16 protein-coding genes and 1 pseudogene are annotated in these 21,796 nt (G+C 37.7%); 13 read left to right on the top strand and 4 right to left on the bottom strand.

The features are described 5' to 3' along the window. The first annotated feature begins 49 nt into the window (after positions 1 to 49). The 10 genes and pseudogenes from ACX5JI_RS22460 to ACX5JI_RS22415 all read left to right on the top strand — a co-directional run bounded on the left by ACX5JI_RS22460 (position 50) and on the right by ACX5JI_RS22415 (position 12,195). Complete coding sequence (locus ACX5JI_RS22460) at positions 50 to 862, top strand: DUF1444 domain-containing protein (protein ID WP_459503235.1); 813 nt, start codon at positions 50 to 52, stop codon at positions 860 to 862. Further along, positions 859 to 1,473, top strand: coding sequence for a YtpR family tRNA-binding protein (ytpR, locus tag ACX5JI_RS22455; RefSeq protein WP_459503234.1), 615 nt, complete (start codon positions 859 to 861; stop codon positions 1,471 to 1,473). Before ACX5JI_RS22460 ends, ytpR begins: the two co-directional genes overlap by 4 nt. A gap of 327 nt (positions 1,474 to 1,800) precedes the next feature. Then, positions 1,801 to 5,211 carry a DNA translocase FtsK gene (locus ACX5JI_RS22450; protein ID WP_459503233.1) on the top strand — a complete coding sequence of 1,137 codons (3,411 nt, stop codon included), beginning with the start codon at positions 1,801 to 1,803 and terminating at the stop codon, positions 5,209 to 5,211. A 60-nt stretch (positions 5,212 to 5,271) separates the two neighbouring features. After that, positions 5,272 to 6,390 (top strand): nicotinate phosphoribosyltransferase, encoded by a 1,119-nt coding sequence (locus ACX5JI_RS22445; protein WP_459503232.1) that lies wholly within the window; start codon positions 5,272 to 5,274, stop codon positions 6,388 to 6,390. A gap of 251 nt (positions 6,391 to 6,641) precedes the next feature. Continuing rightward, on the top strand, positions 6,642 to 7,952 hold the full coding sequence (gene murC, locus ACX5JI_RS22440) for a UDP-N-acetylmuramate--L-alanine ligase (protein WP_459503231.1): 1,311 nt from the start codon (positions 6,642 to 6,644) through the stop codon (positions 7,950 to 7,952). Between the two features lie 163 nt (positions 7,953 to 8,115). Further along, positions 8,116 to 8,529, top strand: coding sequence for a MerR family transcriptional regulator (locus tag ACX5JI_RS22435; protein WP_459503230.1), 414 nt, complete (start codon positions 8,116 to 8,118; stop codon positions 8,527 to 8,529). After that, on the top strand, positions 8,519 to 9,427 hold the full coding sequence (locus ACX5JI_RS22430) for a DMT family transporter (protein ID WP_459503229.1): 909 nt from the start codon (positions 8,519 to 8,521) through the stop codon (positions 9,425 to 9,427). Before ACX5JI_RS22435 ends, ACX5JI_RS22430 begins: the two co-directional genes overlap by 11 nt. A gap of 45 nt (positions 9,428 to 9,472) precedes the next feature. Further along, positions 9,473 to 10,021, top strand: a complete 549-nt coding sequence (locus ACX5JI_RS22425) for a GNAT family N-acetyltransferase (RefSeq protein ID WP_459503228.1) — start codon at positions 9,473 to 9,475, stop codon at positions 10,019 to 10,021. Further along, a pseudogene (locus ACX5JI_RS22420) lies at positions 10,018 to 10,371 on the top strand (GNAT family N-acetyltransferase); the annotation flags it as partial. The gene ACX5JI_RS22425 and the pseudogene ACX5JI_RS22420, both read left to right, overlap by 4 nt. 153 nt (positions 10,372 to 10,524) lie before the next feature. Then, positions 10,525 to 12,195: an IS200/IS605 family accessory protein TnpB-related protein gene (locus tag ACX5JI_RS22415; protein ID WP_459503227.1), complete on the top strand. Its 1,671-nt coding sequence runs from the start codon at positions 10,525 to 10,527 to the stop codon at positions 12,193 to 12,195. 288 nt (positions 12,196 to 12,483) lie between these two features. On the opposite strand, the gene ACX5JI_RS22410 is transcribed toward ACX5JI_RS22415, so the two are convergent. Continuing rightward, entirely contained in the window at positions 12,484 to 13,599 is a 1,116-nt protein-coding gene (locus tag ACX5JI_RS22410) for an aminopeptidase (protein WP_459503226.1), read from the bottom strand. A gap of 188 nt (positions 13,600 to 13,787) precedes the next feature. On the opposite strand from ACX5JI_RS22410, the gene ACX5JI_RS22405 reads away from it, so the two are divergent. Both ACX5JI_RS22405 and ytxJ read left to right on the top strand, forming a co-directional pair. Beyond that, the gene (locus tag ACX5JI_RS22405; protein WP_459503225.1) at positions 13,788 to 14,282 is read left to right on the top strand and encodes a DUF948 domain-containing protein; all 495 of its coding nucleotides are present in this window, start codon (positions 13,788 to 13,790) and stop codon (positions 14,280 to 14,282) included. 1 nt (position 14,283) lies between these two features. Beyond that, positions 14,284 to 14,610 (top strand): bacillithiol system redox-active protein YtxJ, encoded by a 327-nt coding sequence (ytxJ, locus tag ACX5JI_RS22400; RefSeq protein WP_459503224.1) that lies wholly within the window; start codon positions 14,284 to 14,286, stop codon positions 14,608 to 14,610. Positions 14,611 to 14,657: 47 nt separating this feature from the next. Here the strand turns inward: ytxJ and ACX5JI_RS22395 are convergent, their stop codons facing one another. Genes ACX5JI_RS22395 through ACX5JI_RS22385 form a run of 3 tightly spaced genes read right to left on the bottom strand, consistent with a single transcriptional unit; the run spans position 14,658 to position 19,502 of the window. Beyond that, the gene (locus tag ACX5JI_RS22395) at positions 14,658 to 16,481 is read right to left on the bottom strand and encodes an ABC transporter substrate-binding protein (RefSeq protein ID WP_459503223.1); all 1,824 of its coding nucleotides are present in this window, start codon (positions 16,479 to 16,481) and stop codon (positions 14,658 to 14,660) included. A gap of 32 nt (positions 16,482 to 16,513) precedes the next feature. After that, positions 16,514 to 18,019, bottom strand: a complete 1,506-nt coding sequence (locus ACX5JI_RS22390) for an ABC transporter permease (protein ID WP_459503326.1) — start codon at positions 18,017 to 18,019, stop codon at positions 16,514 to 16,516. A gap of 22 nt (positions 18,020 to 18,041) precedes the next feature. Then, positions 18,042 to 19,502 (bottom strand): ABC transporter permease, encoded by a 1,461-nt coding sequence (locus ACX5JI_RS22385; RefSeq protein WP_459503222.1) that lies wholly within the window; start codon positions 19,500 to 19,502, stop codon positions 18,042 to 18,044. A gap of 127 nt (positions 19,503 to 19,629) precedes the next feature. Here ACX5JI_RS22385 and ACX5JI_RS22380 point away from each other — a divergent pair, with 127 nt between their 5' ends. Continuing rightward, a complete protein-coding gene (locus ACX5JI_RS22380) occupies positions 19,630 to 21,357 on the top strand; it encodes an ABC transporter ATP-binding protein (protein ID WP_459503221.1) in 1,728 nt (575 codons plus the stop codon). Positions 21,358 to 21,796: the final 439 nt, after the last annotated feature.

Below are 21,796 nucleotides of genomic sequence, written 5' to 3'. Positions count from 1 at the left end.
ACCTCTACCTTCGCGGGGGAGGTTATTTTTTTGGAAGGGAGGCAAAAAAATGAAAATGACGAGTAAAAAGATGAAAGAAGAGTTAATGAAAAAACTATCTCGCCCAGAATGGGACTTTCACTATGATAGTGAAAAAGAGGTACTTCGCATTGAACAAACGGACACGAAAAAAGGAATTAACGTATCGCTTCCAGGAATTGTTGCGAAATGGGAAGTGAAAAAAGAAGCCGCGATTGAAGATGTTGTGTATTACGTGCAAGAAGCGTTAGTTGCGATGCATAAAAAAGAAAGTAGCGCAGCAAAAATTCTACCAGTCATTCGCTCTACTTCTTTTCCGAAACACGCAGAAGAAGGAAATCTATTTGTTATGACGGATCATACAGCGGAGACACGCATTTATTATGCGTTAGATTCTAATAAAACATATCGATTAATTGATGAGCGTTTGTTACAAAAGTTAGGGCTTACCGAGCAACAAGTACGTGAAATGGCATTGTTTAATGTTCGTTCATTAGGCTATGCTTTTAAACAAGATGAAGTAGCTGGGAATACATTTTATTTTTTAAACACAAATGATGGCTATGATGCGAGTCGTATTTTAAATGAATCGCTATTACAATCGATGCGTGAGAAGATTTCAGGCGACATGGTAGTAGCTGTTCCACACCAAGATGTATTAATTGTTGCTGATATCGTGAACGAAATCGGTTATGATATTATTGCACAAATGACAATGAAGTTTTTTGCCGAAGGTCATGTTCCGATTACATCACTTTCATTCGTATATGAAGATGGTGACTTTGAACCAATCTTTATTTTAGCGAAGAATCGGAAGAAGACAAATGGAAAAGAGAAAGGATGAACATAGTGAACGTTTTTTACAACCTTGAAGGAATTGGTGACACTTTAATCGTCGCCTTACAAGATATTACATTAGAAAATCGTACATTTGACCGCAAAGGAGATGTTACGCGTGTTTATGACCGTGAAAGTAATGTAACAGCAGGATTTAACATCTTCAATGCGTCTTCTTATGTAGAAGTGAAAGAAACAGGAAACATTACGTTAACAAAAGAACTTGTAGAAAAAATCAATGATATTTTAGCGAAGAATGGCTTTGAAGAAAAAGTAGAAGCAGACTTGTCGCCAAAATTCGTTGTTGGTTACGTAGCTGAAAAAGAAAAACACCCAAATGCAGATAAACTAAACATTTGTAAAGTCGAAATCGGTACAGATACATTACAAATCGTATGTGGTGCACCAAACGTTGATGCGGGACAAAAAGTTGTTGTCGCAAAAATCGGTGCAGTAATGCCAAGTGGTATGTTAATTAAACCAGCTGAACTTCGCGGCGTTCCATCTTCTGGAATGATTTGCTCTGCGCGTGAATTAGAGCTTCCAGATGCTCCGCAGGAAAAAGGGATTCTTGTGTTAGAAGACAGCTATGAAGTTGGACAAGAGTTTAAATTTTAGTTGATATAGAAAAGCAGCCTCATGATAAAATGAGGCTGCTTTTCTATATTAATACAAAGTGTTATGAAAGCATTCTTTTCGGTTTGGACAGAGTGTCGGCCTATGGATAGAGCCTTTTAGCTCTGTGCCGAGTGAAGGCACAGAGCACACAAGTCCAGGCCCCTTTTATGCCCGAGTGGTGAGGACTGATTAAAGTTTCACTTTATATTGTACTTACTGAAAAATTGAACATATTGGACAAAATACAAGAACGTAATTTTACCTGCACTTTTTGCCGAATGCTGATACAATAAAGGATGTTACTATTTAGTAGAAAGAGTGGTAAACATGTTAGATTGGATGAAAAAGCTGTTTAACAAAGAGGAACACCTCGAAGAAGAAACAGCGATGAATAAAGCAGTACCGAAAAACACTGAAAGTAAGCCGAAACGTCCTCGTGTAAACCACTACACCGAAGCAAGAGAAGCACAAATGGCTAGTCGGAATGTAGGGGTGAAATGCCGCTTTCCGTTAGTACCTGACGATGGATTTGATGAGGAGAATGTGGAAGAACCTACCTATGTTGAGCAGCCGCCGCTGCCAAAAGTAACAACCGTGGAGAGACGCAGGTCTACATATGTAGAGGAAGAACCCGTCCATATATTTGTCCCTCAAAAAGCTGAGCGAGAAATTGAGCCAGATCCTGTCGTACCAAAACAATCTGTGCCAGTACAAGAAAGTAAGCGAAGACCATTTCGTCCAACCGAAATGATTTCACCTATCTTTGGGTATAAACGTCCGTCTGCTCTGCAGCCAGAAGTTCAGACGGAAGAGAAAGGACAGGAAGACCTTGAAATATCCGTTGAAGGAAAACCTGTTGTTGATGCTTGGTTGGAGAAAAAAGGATACTCTTTTTCAAATTTCTCAGACGAAATCTTTAGTCCTTCTAAGAAACAGGAGGAAAGCCTAGAGCATATTGAACAACAAGAAAGTCCAAAAGAAGAAAAATCAGTTGTTGATCAGTGGTTAGAGAAAAATGGCTACAATTCCGCCGGTTCTATTACTGACTTAGAGGAGCAAGAAAAGGTAGCTGATTCTCATCCATTTGCAACGGATGACCCGTTATATAAATCAGTTGGCCAGAATGCTCAGAAAGAGGAACATACTGCCGAAACCGTACAGGTATTGGAGCAAGAACCGGATGTAGTGGTGCTATCACAATACGACAACGTAGCGAAGGAAGCAATATTACAAGATGAATTACTAGGTTCTGCTGTAGAAGATAGCGATACAACGTCAGTGGAAGAAAATGAATATAAGAAAGAAGTAGAAGAAGCACCGGCAGCAGAAATAGAGGAAGAAGTAGAAGAAGCACCGGCAGCAGAAATAGAGGAAGAAGTAGAGGAAGCACCGGCAGCAGAAATAGAGGAAGAAGTAGAAGAAGCACCGGCAGCAGAAATAGAGAAAGAAGTAGAAGAAACGCTGGCAGCAGTGGAGGTAATTGAAGAAATACTGATTGCTGAAACAGCGAAGGAGTCTACAGAAGCACCGGCTCAAATAGTAATTGAAGAAACGACAGAACAAGAGAATTTTGTTTCTAAAGCGGAAAAAGATGTTGTAGAAACATCTTCAGCAGACGAGCACACGAAGGAAGCGGTTCAAAACTTTGCAAATGTATTAATTGAAGAGAATGATGAAAAGCAAAACGTTACTTTGGAGCAGTCTGTTAAGCCAAAAGAAGAACCGAAGCGCGAGAAGAAGCGTCATGTACCGTTTAATGTTGTGATGCTAAAACAAGATAGAAGAAAGTTAATGGAGAGATATGCAGATAGAATACAAACATCGCAGACCACTCCTGTAAGACAAGCTGAAGAAGTATCAAAAGGAAACGGGCAAACTGTACAGCAAGTTATAGTAGAAGCTCCAGAAGAAAAGAAGCTAGCGCAGCAAGTAGTAGTGGCAAATCAAGAAGAAGAGAAGCCAGCGCAGCAAGTAGTAGTGGCAAATCAAGAAGAAGAGAAGCTAGCGCAGCAAGTAGTAGTGGCAAATCAAGAAGAAGAGAAGCCAGCGCAGCAAGTAGTAGTGGCAAATCAAGAAGAAGAGAAGCCAGCGCAGCAAGTAGTAGTGGCAAATCAAGAAGAAGAGAAGCCAGCGCAGCAAGTAGTAGTGGCAGCTCAAGAAGAAGAGAAGCCAGCGCAGCAAGTAATAGTGGAGGCGCCAGTATCAGTTCAGGTAGCAGAGGTGAAGGCACCTGCTAAAGATGCGGGAGTACAAGAAAAGGCATATGTTGTTGCGAAAAGAGAAAATGATATGCGTAATGTATTGAAAACCCCGCCTGAATATACAATGCCACCGTTAACACTGCTAACAATTCCAACTCAAACGGCATTGGATAATACCGGATGGTTAGAAGAGCAGAAAGAATTATTAGATACGACGTTTAATAATTTCCATGTTGGAGCTCATGTTATCAATGTTTCGCAAGGGCCAGCTGTAACTCGCTTTGAAGTACAACCAGACCCGGGTGTGAAAGTAAATAAAATTACAAACTTAAGCGATGATATTAAGTTAAGTTTAGCTGCAAAAGATATTCGAATTGAGGCACCAATCCCAGGGAAAAGTGCAATTGGAATTGAGGTTCCGAATAAAGAAAGTAAGCCAGTATTTCTAAGAGAAATATTGAGAAGTCCTGTGTTCACGAAGAGTGAATCGCCGCTTACAGTTGCACTTGGACTTGATATTTCTGGTGCGCCAATTGTAACGGATATAAGGAAAATGCCACATGGACTAATTGCTGGTGCGACTGGTTCAGGGAAAAGTGTGTGTATTAATGCGATTTTAACTAGTATTTTATATAAAGCGAAACCGCATGAAGTTAAGTTAATGCTAATTGATCCAAAAATGGTTGAGCTTGCGCCATATAACTCTGTGCCACATCTTGTATCACCTGTTATTACAGATGTGAAAGCAGCTACAGCGGCGTTGAAATGGGCTGTAGAAGAGATGGAACGTCGTTATGAATTATTTGCGCATGCTGGAGCTCGTGATTTGAATCGTTATAATACAATTGTAAGTAGCCGAGAGATTCCAGGCGAAACATTGCCGTATATGGTCATTGTTATTGATGAGTTAGCCGATTTAATGATGGTTGCTCCTGGTGATGTTGAGGAAGCGATTTGCCGCATTGCTCAAAAAGCACGTGCTTGTGGTATTCACCTATTAGTTGCAACGCAGCGTCCGTCTGTGGATGTTATTACAGGGCTAATTAAATCAAATATTCCAACGCGTATTGCGTTTACCGTATCATCTCAAGTTGACTCACGTACAATCATTGATATTGGAGGAGCGGAAAAATTACTTGGCCGCGGTGATATGCTATTTCTAGGAAACGGTACGTCAAAACCAGTTCGTGTGCAAGGCGTATACGTATCAGATGATGAAATTGAAAAAACAGTTGACCATGTGAAAAAGCAAATGAAGCCACACTATTTATTTCAGCAAGAGGATTTATTGGCGAAAACAGAGCAACATGAAGCAGAAGATGAGTTGTTTTTTGATGCATGTCAATTTGTTGTAGACCAAGGGGGAGCGTCCACATCTTCTGTACAGAGAAAATTCCGCATCGGTTATAATCGTGCAGCACGTCTTATTGAAGAGATGGAAGCACAAGGAATTATTTCTGAAGCAAGGGGAACAAAACCGAGGGATGTCCTTATTTCAGAAGATGAGTTTGCTGCGATGCAGGAAACGAATGTATAGGAATCGGTTTTGCTGTATACTAAGAGAAAATGTTGGATAGTAAAGTAGGGAGTAAACGACATGAAAGAAATTGAATTAAAATTAAAAGGTGAAATGAATCGACTAACAAATAAAACATTTAAATTTGATGAACGAGTTGGAGAAGGCTGGTTCTCTGCCGTTTACTTTTTAAAAACACGAGACATTATTCAAGAATTTCGCCCGAAAAGTGTTGTGACAATGCAATTTTTCCAAAAAGAGCATGCGGTACTTTGCGGAACAGATGAAGTAATCGCGTTGTTACAAACGTTTGCTGCACATCCTGAAGAACTTGAAATTCATTCTTTAAAGGATGGGGACAAAATTAATCCATTTGAAACAGTTTTAACAATTACAGGTCCTTATGAATATTTCGGGTTTTTAGAAGGTGTAATCGATGGGATTTTAGCTCGTCGTACATCTGTTGCAACAAATGTATATAATGTTGTACAAGCTGCTCGCAGCGGTGAAAAAGAAAAACCCGTTATTTTCATGGGAGACCGTGATGATCATTATACACAGCAAGCTGGTGATGGATATGCTGCGTATACTGGCGGCATGAGCGCACAAGCAACGCATGCAATGAATGAATGGTGGGGCAAAAGTGGAATGGGGACAATGCCTCACGCATTAATTCAAATGTTTAATGGCGATGTTGTAGAAGCTGCGAAAGCATACCATAAAAAATTCCCAGAAGATGATTTAGTTGTATTAATTGACTACAATAACGATGTCATCACAGACGGGCTTCGCGTTGCGCGGGAATTTGGTTCAGAATTAAAAGGTGTACGTATTGATACTTCACGTACAATGATTGATCAATATTTCATTCGTCATCCAGAAGTGCTTGGAACATTTGATCCGCGTGGTGTCAATCCATCTCTTGTTTTCGCTCTTCGTAAAGCACTTGATAAAGAAGGGTTCCAGCATGTTAATATTGTTGTAACTGGTGGGTTTGATGAAAAACGCATTCGTGAATTTGAAGCGCAAAATGTTCCTGTAGATCTATACGGAGTAGGAAGCAGCTTATTAAAGATGAACATTGGTTTTACAGGTGATAATGTAGAATTAAATGGAAAACCAGAAGCGAAGGCTGGCCGTAAATATCGCCCAAATCCACGCTTAGAGCGTGTTCAATTAGAAAAAAGAGAAGATATGTAAGAGGCGGAGAAACTGATAGGTGATTGACCCTATCGGTTTTTCTGTTATCATAGTATAACGGATTGTTTTTTGCTATAATAAGTTTGTTGTGGACATATAAAAAGTACGTACGTGTTTATCACGATTGGCGAGAGCTCATAAAAGTTCCGCTGTATCGAAAATGTATGATGATTACTAAAACAAGAAAAGATTCATATACTGTCTTATAGATAGGACGTTGTATTAGTTCGAAATGTTGGAGGTTCTTTAAGATGACAGTTTACCATTTTGTAGGAATTAAAGGAACAGGAATGAGTTCGTTAGCACAAATTCTTCATGACATGAAGCATACTGTTCAAGGTTCTGATTTTGAAAAACGTTTCTTTACACAAGTAGCTTTGGAAAAGCGTGATATCTCCATCCTTCCTTTTGATAAAGATAATGTCAAAGAAGGACAAGTGATTATCGCAGGAAATGCGTTCCCTGATACGCATGAAGAGATTGTAGCAGCGAAAGAATTAAATATCCCTGTACACCGTTACCATCACTTTTTAGGGGAACTTATGAATAAGTATACAAGTGTTGCGGTAACAGGTGCACATGGAAAAACATCGACAACAGGTTTATTAGCCCATGTTATGCAAGGTGCACACCCAACATCGTATCTTATTGGAGATGGAACAGGGCATGGGGTAGAAAATAGTAAGTATTTTGTGTTTGAGGCATGTGAGTATCGTCGTCACTTCTTGTCTTACTATCCAGACTATGCAATTATGACAAATATTGATTTTGATCATCCGGATTACTTTACAGATGTGAATGATGTATTTAGTGCATTCCAAGAGATGGCGCTTCAAGTGAAAAAGGGAATTATTGCATGTGGTGATGACGAAGAGCTGCAAAAAATTCAAGCGAAAGTACCTGTTATTTTCTATGGATTTGGGGAAGACAATGATTTCCAAGCTCGTAATATTCAAAAGAGAACAGATGGCACTGTATTTGATGTGTTCGTTCGTAATACGTATTATGAAACATTCAAAATTACAGGGTACGGCGATCATAGCGTCTTAAATGCATTAGCAGTTATTGCGCTTTGCCATTATGAAAATGTTGATGTAGAAGCGGTAAAACATCAATTAACAACATTTGAAGGCGTAAAACGTCGCTTTAATGAAAAACCGATGGGAGAACAAGTCATCATTGATGATTATGCACACCATCCAACAGAAATTAATGCAACGATTGAAGCAGCTCGTCAAAAGCATCCTGAGCGTGAAGTTGTCGCTGTATTCCAGCCACATACATTCTCACGTACAGAAAAGTTCTTAAATGAGTTTGCAGAAAGCCTAAGCAAAGCTGATCAAGTATACTTATGTGATATTTTCGGATCAGCACGTGAAAAACAAGGTGGTTTAACAATTCAAGACCTGCAACAACGCATTGATGGTGCGGAATTAATTACAGATACAACAACGGATGTATTAAAGAAACATAAAAACGGCGTTCTTATTTTCATGGGCGCAGGTGACATCCAAAAATTTGAAGCAGCTTACGTGAAAGAAGTGCAAGTTGCGGAGAAGTAATAAAGTAAAAAGACGTACAGCGGTGGCTGTGCGTCTTTTTGGTTTGTTTCTGTATTGAATTGTATCGAGTGGTCGATATATATCAACGATTTTTATTTATGTATTGACCTAGAGTGAACTCTAGGTTGTAAGATGAACATGTGAAAAACAAGGGGGAGATAGCATGTATAAGATCGGCGAAGTAGCAGAGTTAACGGGGATGAGCATTCATACACTACGTTATTATGAAAAGTTAGGATTATTACCACCACCAGTGCGAAACAGTGGTATTCGCCAATATACGGAAGGTGACGTACGCTTGTTGAAATTTTTGTACTCATTAAAACAAACGGGGATGTCACTAGAAGAGATGGCGGAGTTTGCAAGTGATGGGTGCATTATAGAAGAGATTAGACAAAGAAAAGAGGAAGTGCCTGCAAAGGTGAAAAAGCGAATTGCGATTTTAACAGCGCATTTAGATCGTTTAAAGGAGCAACAAGAGCAATTAAACCGTGTAGTAAAGCTAACAGAGGATAAATTAGAAATTTATTATGGTTTTTTAGATGGCAAAGATGCGGAGGACGACAATGAAAAATAAAATATATCTGCAGCTTTTAGGCTTTGCGATATTTACAGGTGGAACGTTCAATGCTTCAAAATACGCAGTACAATATTTTTCAGCGGTTCATATCGCAGCTTGGCGTTTTGGAATCGCTGCTTTTGTAATGCTGGGTATCTTAATGATAAGAAGAAACTTTGAGAGAGAAATATGGAAACAAAATATCGGTTACTATGTTTTGCTTGGTATGGTAGGTGTATTTGGATTTAACTTCTTTTTCTTTTTAGGAATGAAACATACAGAAGCGATAAATGGTTCGCTTATTATGGCAACGAATCCACTTGTGACGACAATATTAGCGAGTTTTATCTTGCGAGAAAAAATTGTGAAACAGCAAGTAATTGGAATGGGATTTGCATTACTCGGGGTTATCTTTGTTATTACGCAAGGTTCATTTTCTATCATACAAAACTTAGCATTTTCAAAAGGTGATTGCTATATTTTATTAGGGAATATTTGCTGGGCATTGTATGGAGTGTTAGGTAGAAGGTTTATTAAGAACGGAAGTCCCATACAAACAACGACATATACAATGACCATTGGAGCGGTTGCTTTCCTTATTGTATCTCTCACACAAAAGGGGGTAGTACCTATTTCAGAAATTCCTCTATTCGCATGGCTTGCTATCTTATTCATGGCAATTGGAATGAGTGTGCTTGGTTACCTTTGGTGGAACAAAGGAATCGCGCAAATTGGAGCGGCAAAAACATCTTTATTTTTTAACTTGGTCCCTGTTGTTACGTTACTTATTTCATTTATAGAAGGAGTAAACATAACGATGGCACAATGTGTAGGGATGGTATTAGTGATTACAGGGGTACTATATTCTTCTGATATTATGAAGGTGAAAGCAAAAGAAAGTGCTAACATTTTTTAGTTCGAAATGTTAGAATAATAAGAAAGAATAAAAGGGGATGGAGAAATGTTCACACTTCGCGTCGATGATGAAATTGAACTTCAATTGTTAGAAAAACATCATAAAGAAGAACTATATCAATTAGTAGATCAAAACAGAGCGCATTTAAATGAGTGGCTTCCATGGGTCGATGGGACAAAATCAGCTGATGCATATGATGAAATTCTTCCAATATGGCTGAAGAGATTTGCAGATGGAAACGGTTTTGAGACGGGGATACGTTACAACGAAACTATCGTTGGAATGGTTGGTATTCACGAGGTGAACTGGGCTAAGAAAGCAACGAGTCTTGGATATTACCTTGCCGAAGAAGCAGGTGGAAAAGGAATTATGACGCGAAGTGTAAAAGCTGTGCTTCGCTATGCGTTTGAAGATTTAAAACTAAATAAAATTGAAATTCGTTGCGGCGTAAAAAACAAGAAAAGTCGTGCGGTTCCAGAGCGTCTTGGTTTTAAATTAGATGGTATTTTGCGTGAGGAAGAATGGCTATATGATCATTTTTATGATATTGCGGTATATAGTTTACTAGCTTCAGAATGGAGGAAAATCCGATGAGCGATTCGATTTGTATTACTCCGTATGAGAGTAAGTTTCAAAATGAAGTAGTGGACCTTATTGTGCACATTCAGCAAAAGGAGTATAACGTACCGATTACGAAGGAAGAGCAACCTGACTTATTAGAAATAGAGAATTTTTATCAAAGAGATAACGGGAATTTTTGGGTAGCAATATATGAAGGAAAAGTAGTTGGCAATGTAGCCTTATTAGATATTGGGAATCAGCAAGTTGCGTTGCGGAAAATGTTTGTGAAGAAAGAGTTTCGCGGAAAGGTGTGGAAGACAGCAAGTTTGTTATTACAAACAGCAATTTCTTGGGAAAAGGAAAAGCAATTAGAAACGATTTATCATTTTAACTGAGAAGACCCCTTCCTCTAAACGAAGTGAGGGCGTGAGATGAATCAGTTTTTTTCTTTTTTAAAGAAAATGTTCTTTTCTTGATAGAACATACGTTTGTTCCGGTGTATAATAATCGTATCAAGTAAAATGGGGTGAGAACAGGTGAAGAAAGCATATTTTTCGAAACGAATCTATAAGACCAATTTACCGCATGAAATGATAGATGCACTGACACAGACAATCGAAACATTTAATCGAGCGAAACGCTTTGCATTTCAAACAATCGTCCGGGAAAAACGTTGGAACCGTAAGATGTACACAGACAGTCTTCATCTCGTTCTCAAACGGAACTATCAATTGAATGATTACTATGCAAACAGTGCGATGCAAGAAGCAAAGGTGTTGTTTACAGGTTTAATGGAGTTACAAAAATTATATGAAAAACAAACACAAGAGAAGCTTAAGAAACTCAAGAAAAAGTTAAAACAAGAACGAACAAAACTAACAAATCTTCGTAAAATCAAACAAAGTTGTGTAAATGGAAAGTTGACGTTTCCGAAAAACACTCGCTTCGCGAAGCACAACAACCTCATCTCCTTATCTCGTAAAAAAGAAACTCTAATTTGGCTGAGTGAATATCTATTTGAGCATCAGTACTTAGATGTTCAAATCAAAAGGATTCAGGCGGAAATTGGCCTTCTAACCCACAGACAATTCCGTTTAACACAAAAACTTTCATCTTATCAAACAAATATCCCAAGCGCAGTATTTGGAAGCAAAAAACTATTTAAGTCTCAATTTACCACCTGCGAGTTTGTACGGAACCATGACAAATGGAAAACATTATTTTCTCATGGTCGAAATAAACAGCTTACACTCTCTGGCCGTAAAGATGCTAAATATGGAAATTTTGTATTTCAGTATGTGCCTGACACAAATGAATTATGGATGACGACAAGTTCTGGGAAAACACTTATATTTCCAGCTGTTAGGTTCCCGTATGGGCAAGAAATGATTGAAGAAGTAATCACAACCCAACTACAGTGTAAGAATAAGAAAAAATATGGCAAACCGATTGCATGGTCTGTGGAAGACTATGGTACCTATTATATTGTGAAATGTTTAGTTGATGTACCGGAAAATCCACACACGAATTACAGTACATCAGATGGTGTAATCGGTGTAGATTGTAATCTTGAGCATTTTGCTTGGGCGAATGTAACGAAGGATGGAAATTATAAAGGAAGTGGTTCCCTTCGTTTTTCTATCATGGGGAAATCTACAGGACAAATCACAAAAATCATCGAAGTGGAAGCGATTCGCTTAGTGGATTTAGCGGAGCGGTATAACAAACCAATTGTACTAGAGAAACTAGATACGACCCAATCGAAAACAGGGAATCGATATGGGAATAAGCGAGCGAATCGGATGAAGAGTATGTTTGCGTATGAGAAGATGACAAGTGCAATTATGAACCGTGCAAATAAAAGGGGCGTGGCTGTCTTTCAAGTGAATCCCGCTTACACTTCAATCTCCGGAAAGATGAAATACATGCGGAAGTTCGGTATCTCTATTCATCAATCCGCGGCTTTTACGATTGGTCGCCGGGGATTAGGATATAAAGAAAAAGTACCTCGGGTGCTTCAGCCTTATATTCCAAAGAAAGACGCACATCACTGGAGTCATTGGCATCAATTGAACAATCAATTGGATATTCGTACGCATCATTTCTATCAGCTATACGATGTGAATCAGCCGAAAGAATCGTTGCAAATCGAAAAATTATACTTGTTTGAACGTGAAAAGAAAAAACTTGCAAAACTATTTGCATGATAAAAAAGAACACTTTGTCCCAGATTTTTACGCTTATTACCAGAGCAGATAACAAGTCTAGGAACTGGATGCATGACAAAGTGTTCTAGCCTCGATATAAGAAAAAGTAGTTGTACCTATTTTGTTTGCCTTTCGTCGGAAGATAGAATAGGTCGTCTTACATTACATATAGACACTACCGAACTCTATATCGCTGTATCCTCTTTGTTGAACGAGAGGAACTGTTTTTGTGAGGACAGAGACAGAAGAATCCCCCACCTCAAGCTCTTGTAGAGGTAGGGGGATAGTTCAATTTAAATTCTCAGGATTCAAAGCTTCTAATTCTGGTACAACGAATCGTCCGTCTTTACGGATTAATACGTCATCGAAGTAAATTTCGCCGCCGCCGTATTCAGGGCGCTGGATGCATACTAAATCCCAGTGAATGTTGGAGTTGTTGCCGTTCCATGCATCGTCATAAGCTTGTCCAGGTGTGAAGTGGAAGCTGCCATCAATTTTTTCATCAAATAGGATGTCACCCATTGGATGTAAGATGTATGGGTTTACGCCGATTGCAAATTCACCAACGTAACGTGCGCCTTCGTCTGTATCGAAGATTTTATTAATGCGCTCTGTATCGTTTGCAGTTGCTTCAACGATTTGGCCATTCTCAAATTTAAGTTGTACATTCTCAAATGTATAGCCGTTATATGGAGATGGTGTGTTGTAAGAAACTGTACCGTTAACAGAATCGCGAACTGGTGCCGAGTATACTTCGCCGTCTGGAATGTTTAAATGACCAGAGCATTTAATAGCCGGAATGTCTTTAATAGAGAATGTTAAGTCTGTTCCAGGACCAGTAAGGCGAACTTTATCTGTTTTGTTCATCAGTTCAACAAGGTTATCCATTGCTTTATCCATTTTACCGTAATCTAAGTTACATACTTCGAAGTAGAAGTCTTCGAATGCTTCTGTGCTCATTTTTGCAAGTTGTGCCATAGATGCGTTTGGATAACGAAGAACAACCCAGCGTGTTTTTGGAACTCGGATGTCTCTATGTACTTTTTTACCAACTGTTTGACCGTGGATTTTCATACGCTCGCTTGGAACGTCAGCTTGTTCGTTAATGTTATCGCCAGAGCGAAGACCGATGTAAGCATCCATATCCTTCATAACACTTGCCTCATAGGCAGCGATTTGCTCGAAGTGTTCTTCCGTAGCTCCCATTAATAAAGAACGATCTACCCCGTGATCTTTTAAGGAAACGAATGGGAAACCGCCAGCTGCATATGCTTCTTTCACAAGTGCAGTTACAAGTTCTTTTTGCAAGCCAAAGTTTTCGATTAATACTTTTTCACCTTTTTGTAAGCGGATTGAGTAGTTAATTAGATTGTGTGCTAGTTTTTCAATACGTGGGTCTTTCATATGTAAAAGCCTCCTTATTCATTATGCATCCTCTTATATTGTAACCTACTTGATGGAATTTGTTTAAACATTTATGCTGTAGTTGACGAATAAGTATGAAAATTTAAAGGGAACGATAAGAATTAGAATGAAACGGAAAATGATTGTATAATAGGAGAAAGTATGAATAAGATAAAGGAAGTGATGAAATGCAAGTTCTTTTATACGTAAGTGCAGCTATAGCTGCCATTGCCTTTGCAATTTTAGTAATATATGCATGTAAAACATTATTATCATTGCAAAAAACGTTAGAAAACGTTGCAAGTACACTAGAGGGCTTAGAAAAACAGATGCAAGGAATAAGCGTAGAAACAGAGCAATTGTTGCATAAGACGAATACATTAGCTGATGATATTCAAAAGAAATCACAATCATTAAATAAAGTAGTAGAAGGCGTAGATGGAATTGGAACGACAATTCATTCTTTAAATACGAAACTTCGTAATGTATCAGATTCGGTCACAAATGAAATTGAAAATAATGCAGATAAAGTTGCACAAGTTGTGCAATGGAGTAGTGCTGCGATTGAAGTGTATAATCACTTTCGAACTACTAGACAAGAGAAGAAGCTCGAAAAAGAAGAAAAGAAGGCAGAGAAAAAAGAGAAGCGTTCTAGACTTCCAATCCGTATGAGGGGTGAATAAGGTGAGCATGACGAAAATTGAAACAATGGAAGAGCTTGAAGCAGTATTAGAAACGGCGGAACCATATATTCTTTTTAAACATAGTACAACATGTCCAATTAGCCAAGGAGCATATGCGGAATTTGAGGCATATTGTCGCGACGCAAAAGAGGTACCTGCTTATTATTTATACGTACAAGATGCGAGAGATGTTTCGAGTCGTATTGCAGACCAATTCGGCATTAAACATGAGTCACCACAAGTATTATACATAAAAGATGACATGGCAGTATGGCACACATCTCATTGGAATATTAAGAAGCAGACTTTAGAAGAGAATATTAAATAATAAAAGAGAGTGAACGAAAAGATTTTCTTTACGTTCACTCTCTTTTGTTATTCTTTTTTGTTTGTTTTATAGCTGTTTAAGAATTTTTGTACTTTTTCTGGATCGGCTTTTAGCTCATTTCCTGTTTTTACAATTGGACTGACTGTAGAAACGGCTTTCACTTTTTTATTTTGATAAATGCTTAGAATTTCGTCTTGGTTGATAGAATAGAGAACTGCTTTTCGTAAGGCCTCATTTTTTGCAACTTCACGATTTTTTGTATTAAATAGCAGGTAGCTTACACCATTACTCTCAATGTTTTGTAATGCTAACTTGCTATCACTTTTAATAAGATCATGTTTTGTTTCCGGAATACCGGAATATAAATGAATTTCATTGTTACGCAAGGCGGACAGTGCACTGTCTGTGTCTTTAATGAATCGAAGTGTAACATTTGAAATTTTAGGCTCATGCTTTGTTCCTTTTAAGTAATTTGGGTTCTTTTGAAAAATTGCTTCGTAATCATTTTTATAAGAAAGAATATAGGGACCGCTTGCATACAGTGTGTTATTGTATTTATTTCCATCTGTCACTGTATTTTGATCACCATAAGGAACGTCTTTATTCACATCAAAAGAAGCTACATCGTACGTATTGATGCTTTCTACTTGCTTTTTAGAGACGATCCCCGCGGATTGGTGTGCTAAATAATTTAATACTTGCGGAAAAGGTGTTGTAGTTGTAAGCTTTAAAACTTGATATTTACCTTCCTTATTATTTGCTTGTTGTTTATCCGCTACAAGTTCAGTGATTTTGGTCGTTAAGTCTTTTTCGAGTGCTTCTTTCACTGATTTGTTATTGCCGGATTGTTTTACTTTATCGAGTGTGCTAAGATCCGTCACTACTTCTACATTTTGAATATGTTCGTGTAAGCTATGTGTACGGTGGTCGGGAACCGAGTTTTTGTCTTTTGCTCGATTCAGTGAGAAAATAACATCATCAGCTCCGACACGTTCACCAGTATCTTCTGCTTTTTTATTCGAGATTTTTGAGAAGTTTATATCATCTCTAAGCAGGAAATAATATTCGGAATTCCCTTCTGCTGTACTATAGTTATGAGATAGAGAACCTTCGGATGTAATCTTATCATTATCTGTAAGGTTAATGAGTCGAACGTACATGTTTGTATTAATCGAATTAATAGAGCCGTCATTCCCTTTAATAGGATCAAGAGATGTAAGAATTGAATCGGTTTGAGTAAGAATAAGAGGTGCTGTTTCACGTTTACTCGTGTCTTTGAAATCGATTGTTTCCCATACGAGAGCGCGAGATTTTGCTAATCGTACTGAATCCTTATTTAGAATGTCTTTGTTAATAGCTTGTGTTTTCAAAGATGTGTAAAGTGGTACAATGTAGGCTTTATTAAATACAAGAAGTTGTTCTAATTGTTTGTACGTATTTACATATTCTTTCGGAGTTTGCGTACTCGCTTTCTCGATTAGCTTGTCGATTTCTGGATCAGCAATGATGCTGGAGTCTCCGCCGGTTTTAAATATGGAACGTACAGCGTAATCTGGATTGCCCGTAACAGTAGTCCAACTAGACAAGGCGATATCATAGTTACCAGCACTTCGTTGTGCTTTGAAACCTCCATAATCGGGCTGGAGGTTTAATTTCACTTTGAATCCATTTTTGGTAAGCTGATCTCGAACGATATTAATGTCAGTTTCACTACTACTTTGGCCAAGAATTTCAATTTCTACTGGATTTTTATCATCGGTTACAGTCGCTTTTTTCTTTGTTTTTTCCGCTACTTCTGACTTCGTGTTTACAGAGCATCCTGCTATTAATAATACAAATATAAGCAGCAGGGATGAGAAAAGTTTCTTCACAATACATTCCTCCTAAAAGTATAATGTTAGATTCAATCTAATTTTGGATCGAGTGCATCTCTCAAACCATCTCCTAAAAAGTTAAAAGATAGGACAAGGGCCATTATGGCAAGGCCAGGATATATCGCCAAGTATGAATGAGATTCAAGGTATGTGCTTCCAATTTTCAAAATGTTCCCCCATTCTGGTATGTGCGGTTCAACACCTAAACCGAGATAACTTAGGCTACTTGTAGCGATGACAGCACCACCAATCGTAAGGGTAGATTTAACAATCATTGGTGCAAGCGCATTTGGGACAATATGTTTGAAGATAATAGAAAAATTATTTAATCCGTATGCGCGTGCGGACAGTACATATTCATAATTTGATACCATCATCACATTTGCCCGCATTGTTCTAGCGTATGTGGGAATGGCCCCTGCGCTAAGTGCGACAATTAAATTTGCTGTATTAGCTCCAAAGGCAGCAATGATAGCAATTGCTAATAAAATACCTGGAATGGCATATAAGATATCTAAGAGCCTCATAATAATATTGTCGGTACGACGGCCGTAATAACCAGATACTGCTCCTAAAATACCACCGATAACGACAGGGATTATTGTAGAAATGAAACCGACAACGAGTGAAATGCGAGCTCCGAATATGATTCTAGAAAACAAATCTCTTCCGAAATTATCTGTTCCGAATGGATAAGCAAGACTTGGAGCATGCAGAATGACATTATAATTATTTTCGACAGCCATACTATAGTCGAATGTTACATAGCTACATATAGAAAGAGAGAATATAAAAACGATAAAGAATAGACCTAACATAGCCGTTGTATTTTGCGTAATTTTTTTCAAAATACTATCCCATTGCATGATCATCTCTACATTGTTACTGTAAATTTTCATAATTAAATTAATCCCTAGTATGAAAGCAAACAGATTACCTGTTATAGATGTCAGTAAAAGAGGAACGGCTATATATATGAACCAAGGTGCAACTTTATTATTCTGTCCATGCATTGCTATGAGTAACAGCGTGATGAGTTGAAATAGTAAGATGGCCAGTAGTATAAACATCGATGGAAGAAAGGTATCTGCAACATAAGGTTTAAACAAGTTAAGTGCTGATAAAACAATAATAAGGAGCTGTGTAAGTAGCGTATATACAGCAAATATATATTCAAGTGTTTTTCGCTTTTTTATTACATGAAATGAAGAGATCGTAATAAAGATATGACCGGCAAAAATACTTAAGAGTTGTATGTAACCTAGTCGTCTCGTTTTGTTTTGTACATATCCTAACTGAAGCAGATCACGTTTCATTTTTAATGTGATAATGAATTGTAAGCATGTAAAGAGCGTGTAGACTACAAATGTCCCGAATATATATATGTTTAATGTTTTGGAATCAAAGTCATAGCTATTTAGACCGAGAATAAAAATGATTGCTAGAGAAAGAATACATGTGAATTTAGCTTGTGTATATTCTGGGAGTAAAACTAGCGCTTTTGTTTTTTGTTGATTTTTGATTGTCTTTATCATATTGAGCATGAATACACCTTCTTTAATATTGTTTCATTTTCGAACGGATGCGAGGATCGAAAAATGCATACAAGATGTCAATGCATACATTAACTAAGGAAATTGTAATCGCTACATAGATCACCCCGCCCATAATGCTTGGAATATCAGGGATAAATTGCTTATCAACGATGTAACTTCCAATGCCGCTTATGTTAAATACTTTTTCAGTAACAGCAGCTCCGCCAAGCATTCCTCCGAATAAGAGACCAATCACAGTAATAATCGGAATCATAGCGTTGCCGATAGCGTGTTTCCAAAGAATGTGCTGTTGACTTAAACCTTTTGCTTTCGCTGTCATAATGTAATCTTCATGAATCACTTCGAGTGTTGCTGAGCGTGTCATTCTGGCAATTGAGGCTGTAAATCCAGTTCCTAGTACAGTAATGGGCATAATAATAGAAAGTAAATTCTCAGGGGTAAATGTAGCTGGTAACCAATGTAATTTGATAGAGAAATTCAAAATAAAGATGAGACCTTGCCAAAAATTTGGAATAGATAATCCAATTAGAGCGATGAACATAAAGGTATAATCGAAAAATGAATTCGGTTTTGTTGCTGAAATGATACCGATTGGGATTGCGATTATGATGGCCATAAATAATGAGATAACGGCTAGTGCGAGAGTGATAGGGAATTTTTTAGCTATACTTGTAATGACTTCTTCATTACCTGAGAAAGATATACCTAGGTCAAAAGTTGCAATGCCTTTAAGGGTATCCCAAAGCTGTTGAAAGTATGGTTGATCGAGACCATACAAATGATTAAATGCAGCAATCTGTTCTTTTGTTGCTGTTTCCCCGAGGATGTTTGAAGCTGGATCAAAAGGTGACAAATATAGGATGGTAAACACGAGAATTGAAACTCCAAAAATGACAAATGCACTCATAATGAGTCTTTCGAAAATATATTTTAGATAGGAATTACTATAGAGAAGTAGGAGTACATACATAAGTAAACCTGGAATGAATGATAAGGTTAAAAAAACTGGATGTGAGATCAGAGATTGAAACGTATTTTCAAATGTGATTCTTTGTTTACCTTGGTGCTTAAGCGTTTGGTTCGCTGTTTCAATCAAAATGTTATGGAATTGTTCATTTGTCAACTTTTCTACTAATTGATTTGTCTTTTGCATACTTGTCTTTTCATTAAAAAAGGTTTGTTTTCGTAAAGTTTGATCCAATAATTCGAGCCTTACATTTTCACGATATCCAGTTTTAAGTAAAGAGTTCTTTGTTTCTTCTAAAATAGAAAAATATGAATCTCTCCTTTTTCGATATAGATAGATAAGAAAGACAACGATGTTAACTGGCAAACCAAGTATAAGGATCAAATATTTGTAGGGGAGACGTAGCTGCATTTTTTCATAAGTACGGTTAATGATATTGGATAGATTGAAAATTCCATAGATGGTACTTGTTTTTTGTATTTGGGTAACTTCCAATGGATTGTACCTCCTTTTTAATTAATTTGAATTATTCCGATGTGTATAGTATATTTTATTTTAAGGGAATTAAAAAGTCAATATTCGGATTATTTTAAAAATGAATATAAAAGGGAGGTTAGGGAGGATGGAAGCTATTTTGGAAGTTAAAAATTTACGTGTGTCTTTTCAAGTAAGAGATCGAGAATTTGAAGCTGTTCGAGGTGTGAGTTTTGAGGTGAAAAAGGGAGAGACACTAGGGATTGTGGGAGAATCAGGAAGTGGTAAAAGTGTAACGGCTCGCTCTATTATGCGCCTTCTTCCAGCAGCTACGTCTCATATGAAAGAAGGCGAAATCGTCTTTTTAGGAGAAAACCTTGCTTACAAAACGGAAAAGGAAATGGAAAGTATACGTGGCAAGGAAATTGGAATGATCTTTCAAGACCCCATGACTTCCCTTAATCCAACGATTCGAATTGGGAAACAAATATCAGAGACTTTGATGAAACATCAAGGTTTATCGAAAAAAGCAGCTAAGGAACAAGCGATTGAAATGCTTGAACTTGTAGGCATTAGGAAGAGCGAAATTCGTTATAATCAATATCCACATGAGTTTTCTGGAGGAATGCGGCAGCGTGTTATGATCGCTATGGCACTTGCTTGTCGTCCTACTTTATTAATTGCTGATGAACCAACTACTGCGCTTGATGTGACGATTCAGGCACAAATTTTGAATGTAATGAGAGATATGCAAGCTCGTTTCGGAATTTCAATTATATTAATCACACATGACCTAGGAGTTGTAGCAAGTATGTGCGATCGGGTTGTTGTTATGAAAGAGGGAGAGATTGTCGAAACTGGAACGACAGAAGAGATTTTTGAAAATGCTAAGCACCCGTATACATTAAAGCTCTTGCATGCATTGCCTCGTTTACATGAAAAAAGGAAAACGAAATTTTTGCATAGTAAGCCTCTTGACAAACCTTTAGTTGAAGTAAAATCGTTGAAGCAATATTTTGATTTAGGAAAAGGTAACACTTTAAAAGCAGTAGATGATATTAGCTTTCATATTAGGGAAGGAGAGACACTAGGGCTTGTGGGAGAATCTGGTTCAGGAAAGTCCACAACAGGACGTACGATACTACGCCTTCATGAGCCAACAGGCGGGGATATATTATATAAAGGGATGACGGTGAATCGCTTTTCCAAAAGTGAAATGAAAATGATGCGCCGGCATATGCAAATGATTTTTCAAGACCCTTATGCATCTCTTAATCCTCGTTTTAAAGTCATCGATATTATCGGTGAAGTACTGGATGTACATAGGATGAGTGTGAGTAAAAAAGAAAGGACACGAAAGGTTGAAGAACTACTTGATATGGTTGGACTTGATCCTGCATATATAATGCGCTATCCACATGAATTTTCTGGTGGACAGCGGCAACGTATTGGAATTGCGCGTGCACTTGCAGTAGAACCGAAGTTTATCGTATGTGATGAACCACTATCTGCGCTGGATGTGTCAATCCAATCACAAATTGTAAAGTTGTTAGAGGAATTGCAACAGCGATTAGGACTCACGTATTTATTTATTGCACATGACTTATCGATGGTGAAGCACATTAGTGATCGAGTAGCTGTCATGTATGGTGGGAAAATTGTGGAGATTGCTGAAAGTGAAGAGCTCTATACGAATCCTAAACATGAATATACAAAGTCCCTGTTATTTGCAATTCCCATACCGGATCCTAAAATTGAAGCAAACAAAAAGAGAATGGCAATAGAAGAAATACATGAAGAGGACAAATATTCTTTGCAGGAATCCAAGCTCATAGAGGTATCGAAAGGACATTGGGTTGCTGTACCAATGCAATAAAAATAGGCTACATGTAAGAGAATGAATGCAAATATAAAATGATGGAAGGATATTGTTTTTTGGTTATAAAGTCTTAATTTGGCGGTGATGGAGATTTTTTCTTAGCTGCTAAGTCAAAAACTTAATAGTCCCTTTTTCATGTAGTTAGAACGAATGGAGAATCTGTAGTTTCTATCATATCTTTCGAGAGGACTCCTACCTCTAAACATATGTGAAGGTGGTGAGGTGAATCGAAAAAATATTTTCTGTTCAAATAAAACAATGGAAACGTATGTTCTTGTTTTGGTATAATATCCTTAACATGGAGGTGAAAAAATGACAACGGAAAAGCAAAGGAATTATAAAACGCTTCAAATTTGGATTAAAAAAGGACATCGTATGTATTCTTATTTTCAAGAATCTTGCCAAAACGCGAAGAATATGTACAACACGACAAACT

It is taken from the genome of Bacillus sp. C1, assembly GCF_054570475.1.
This window is presented reverse-complemented; position numbering and strand designations above follow the sequence as displayed.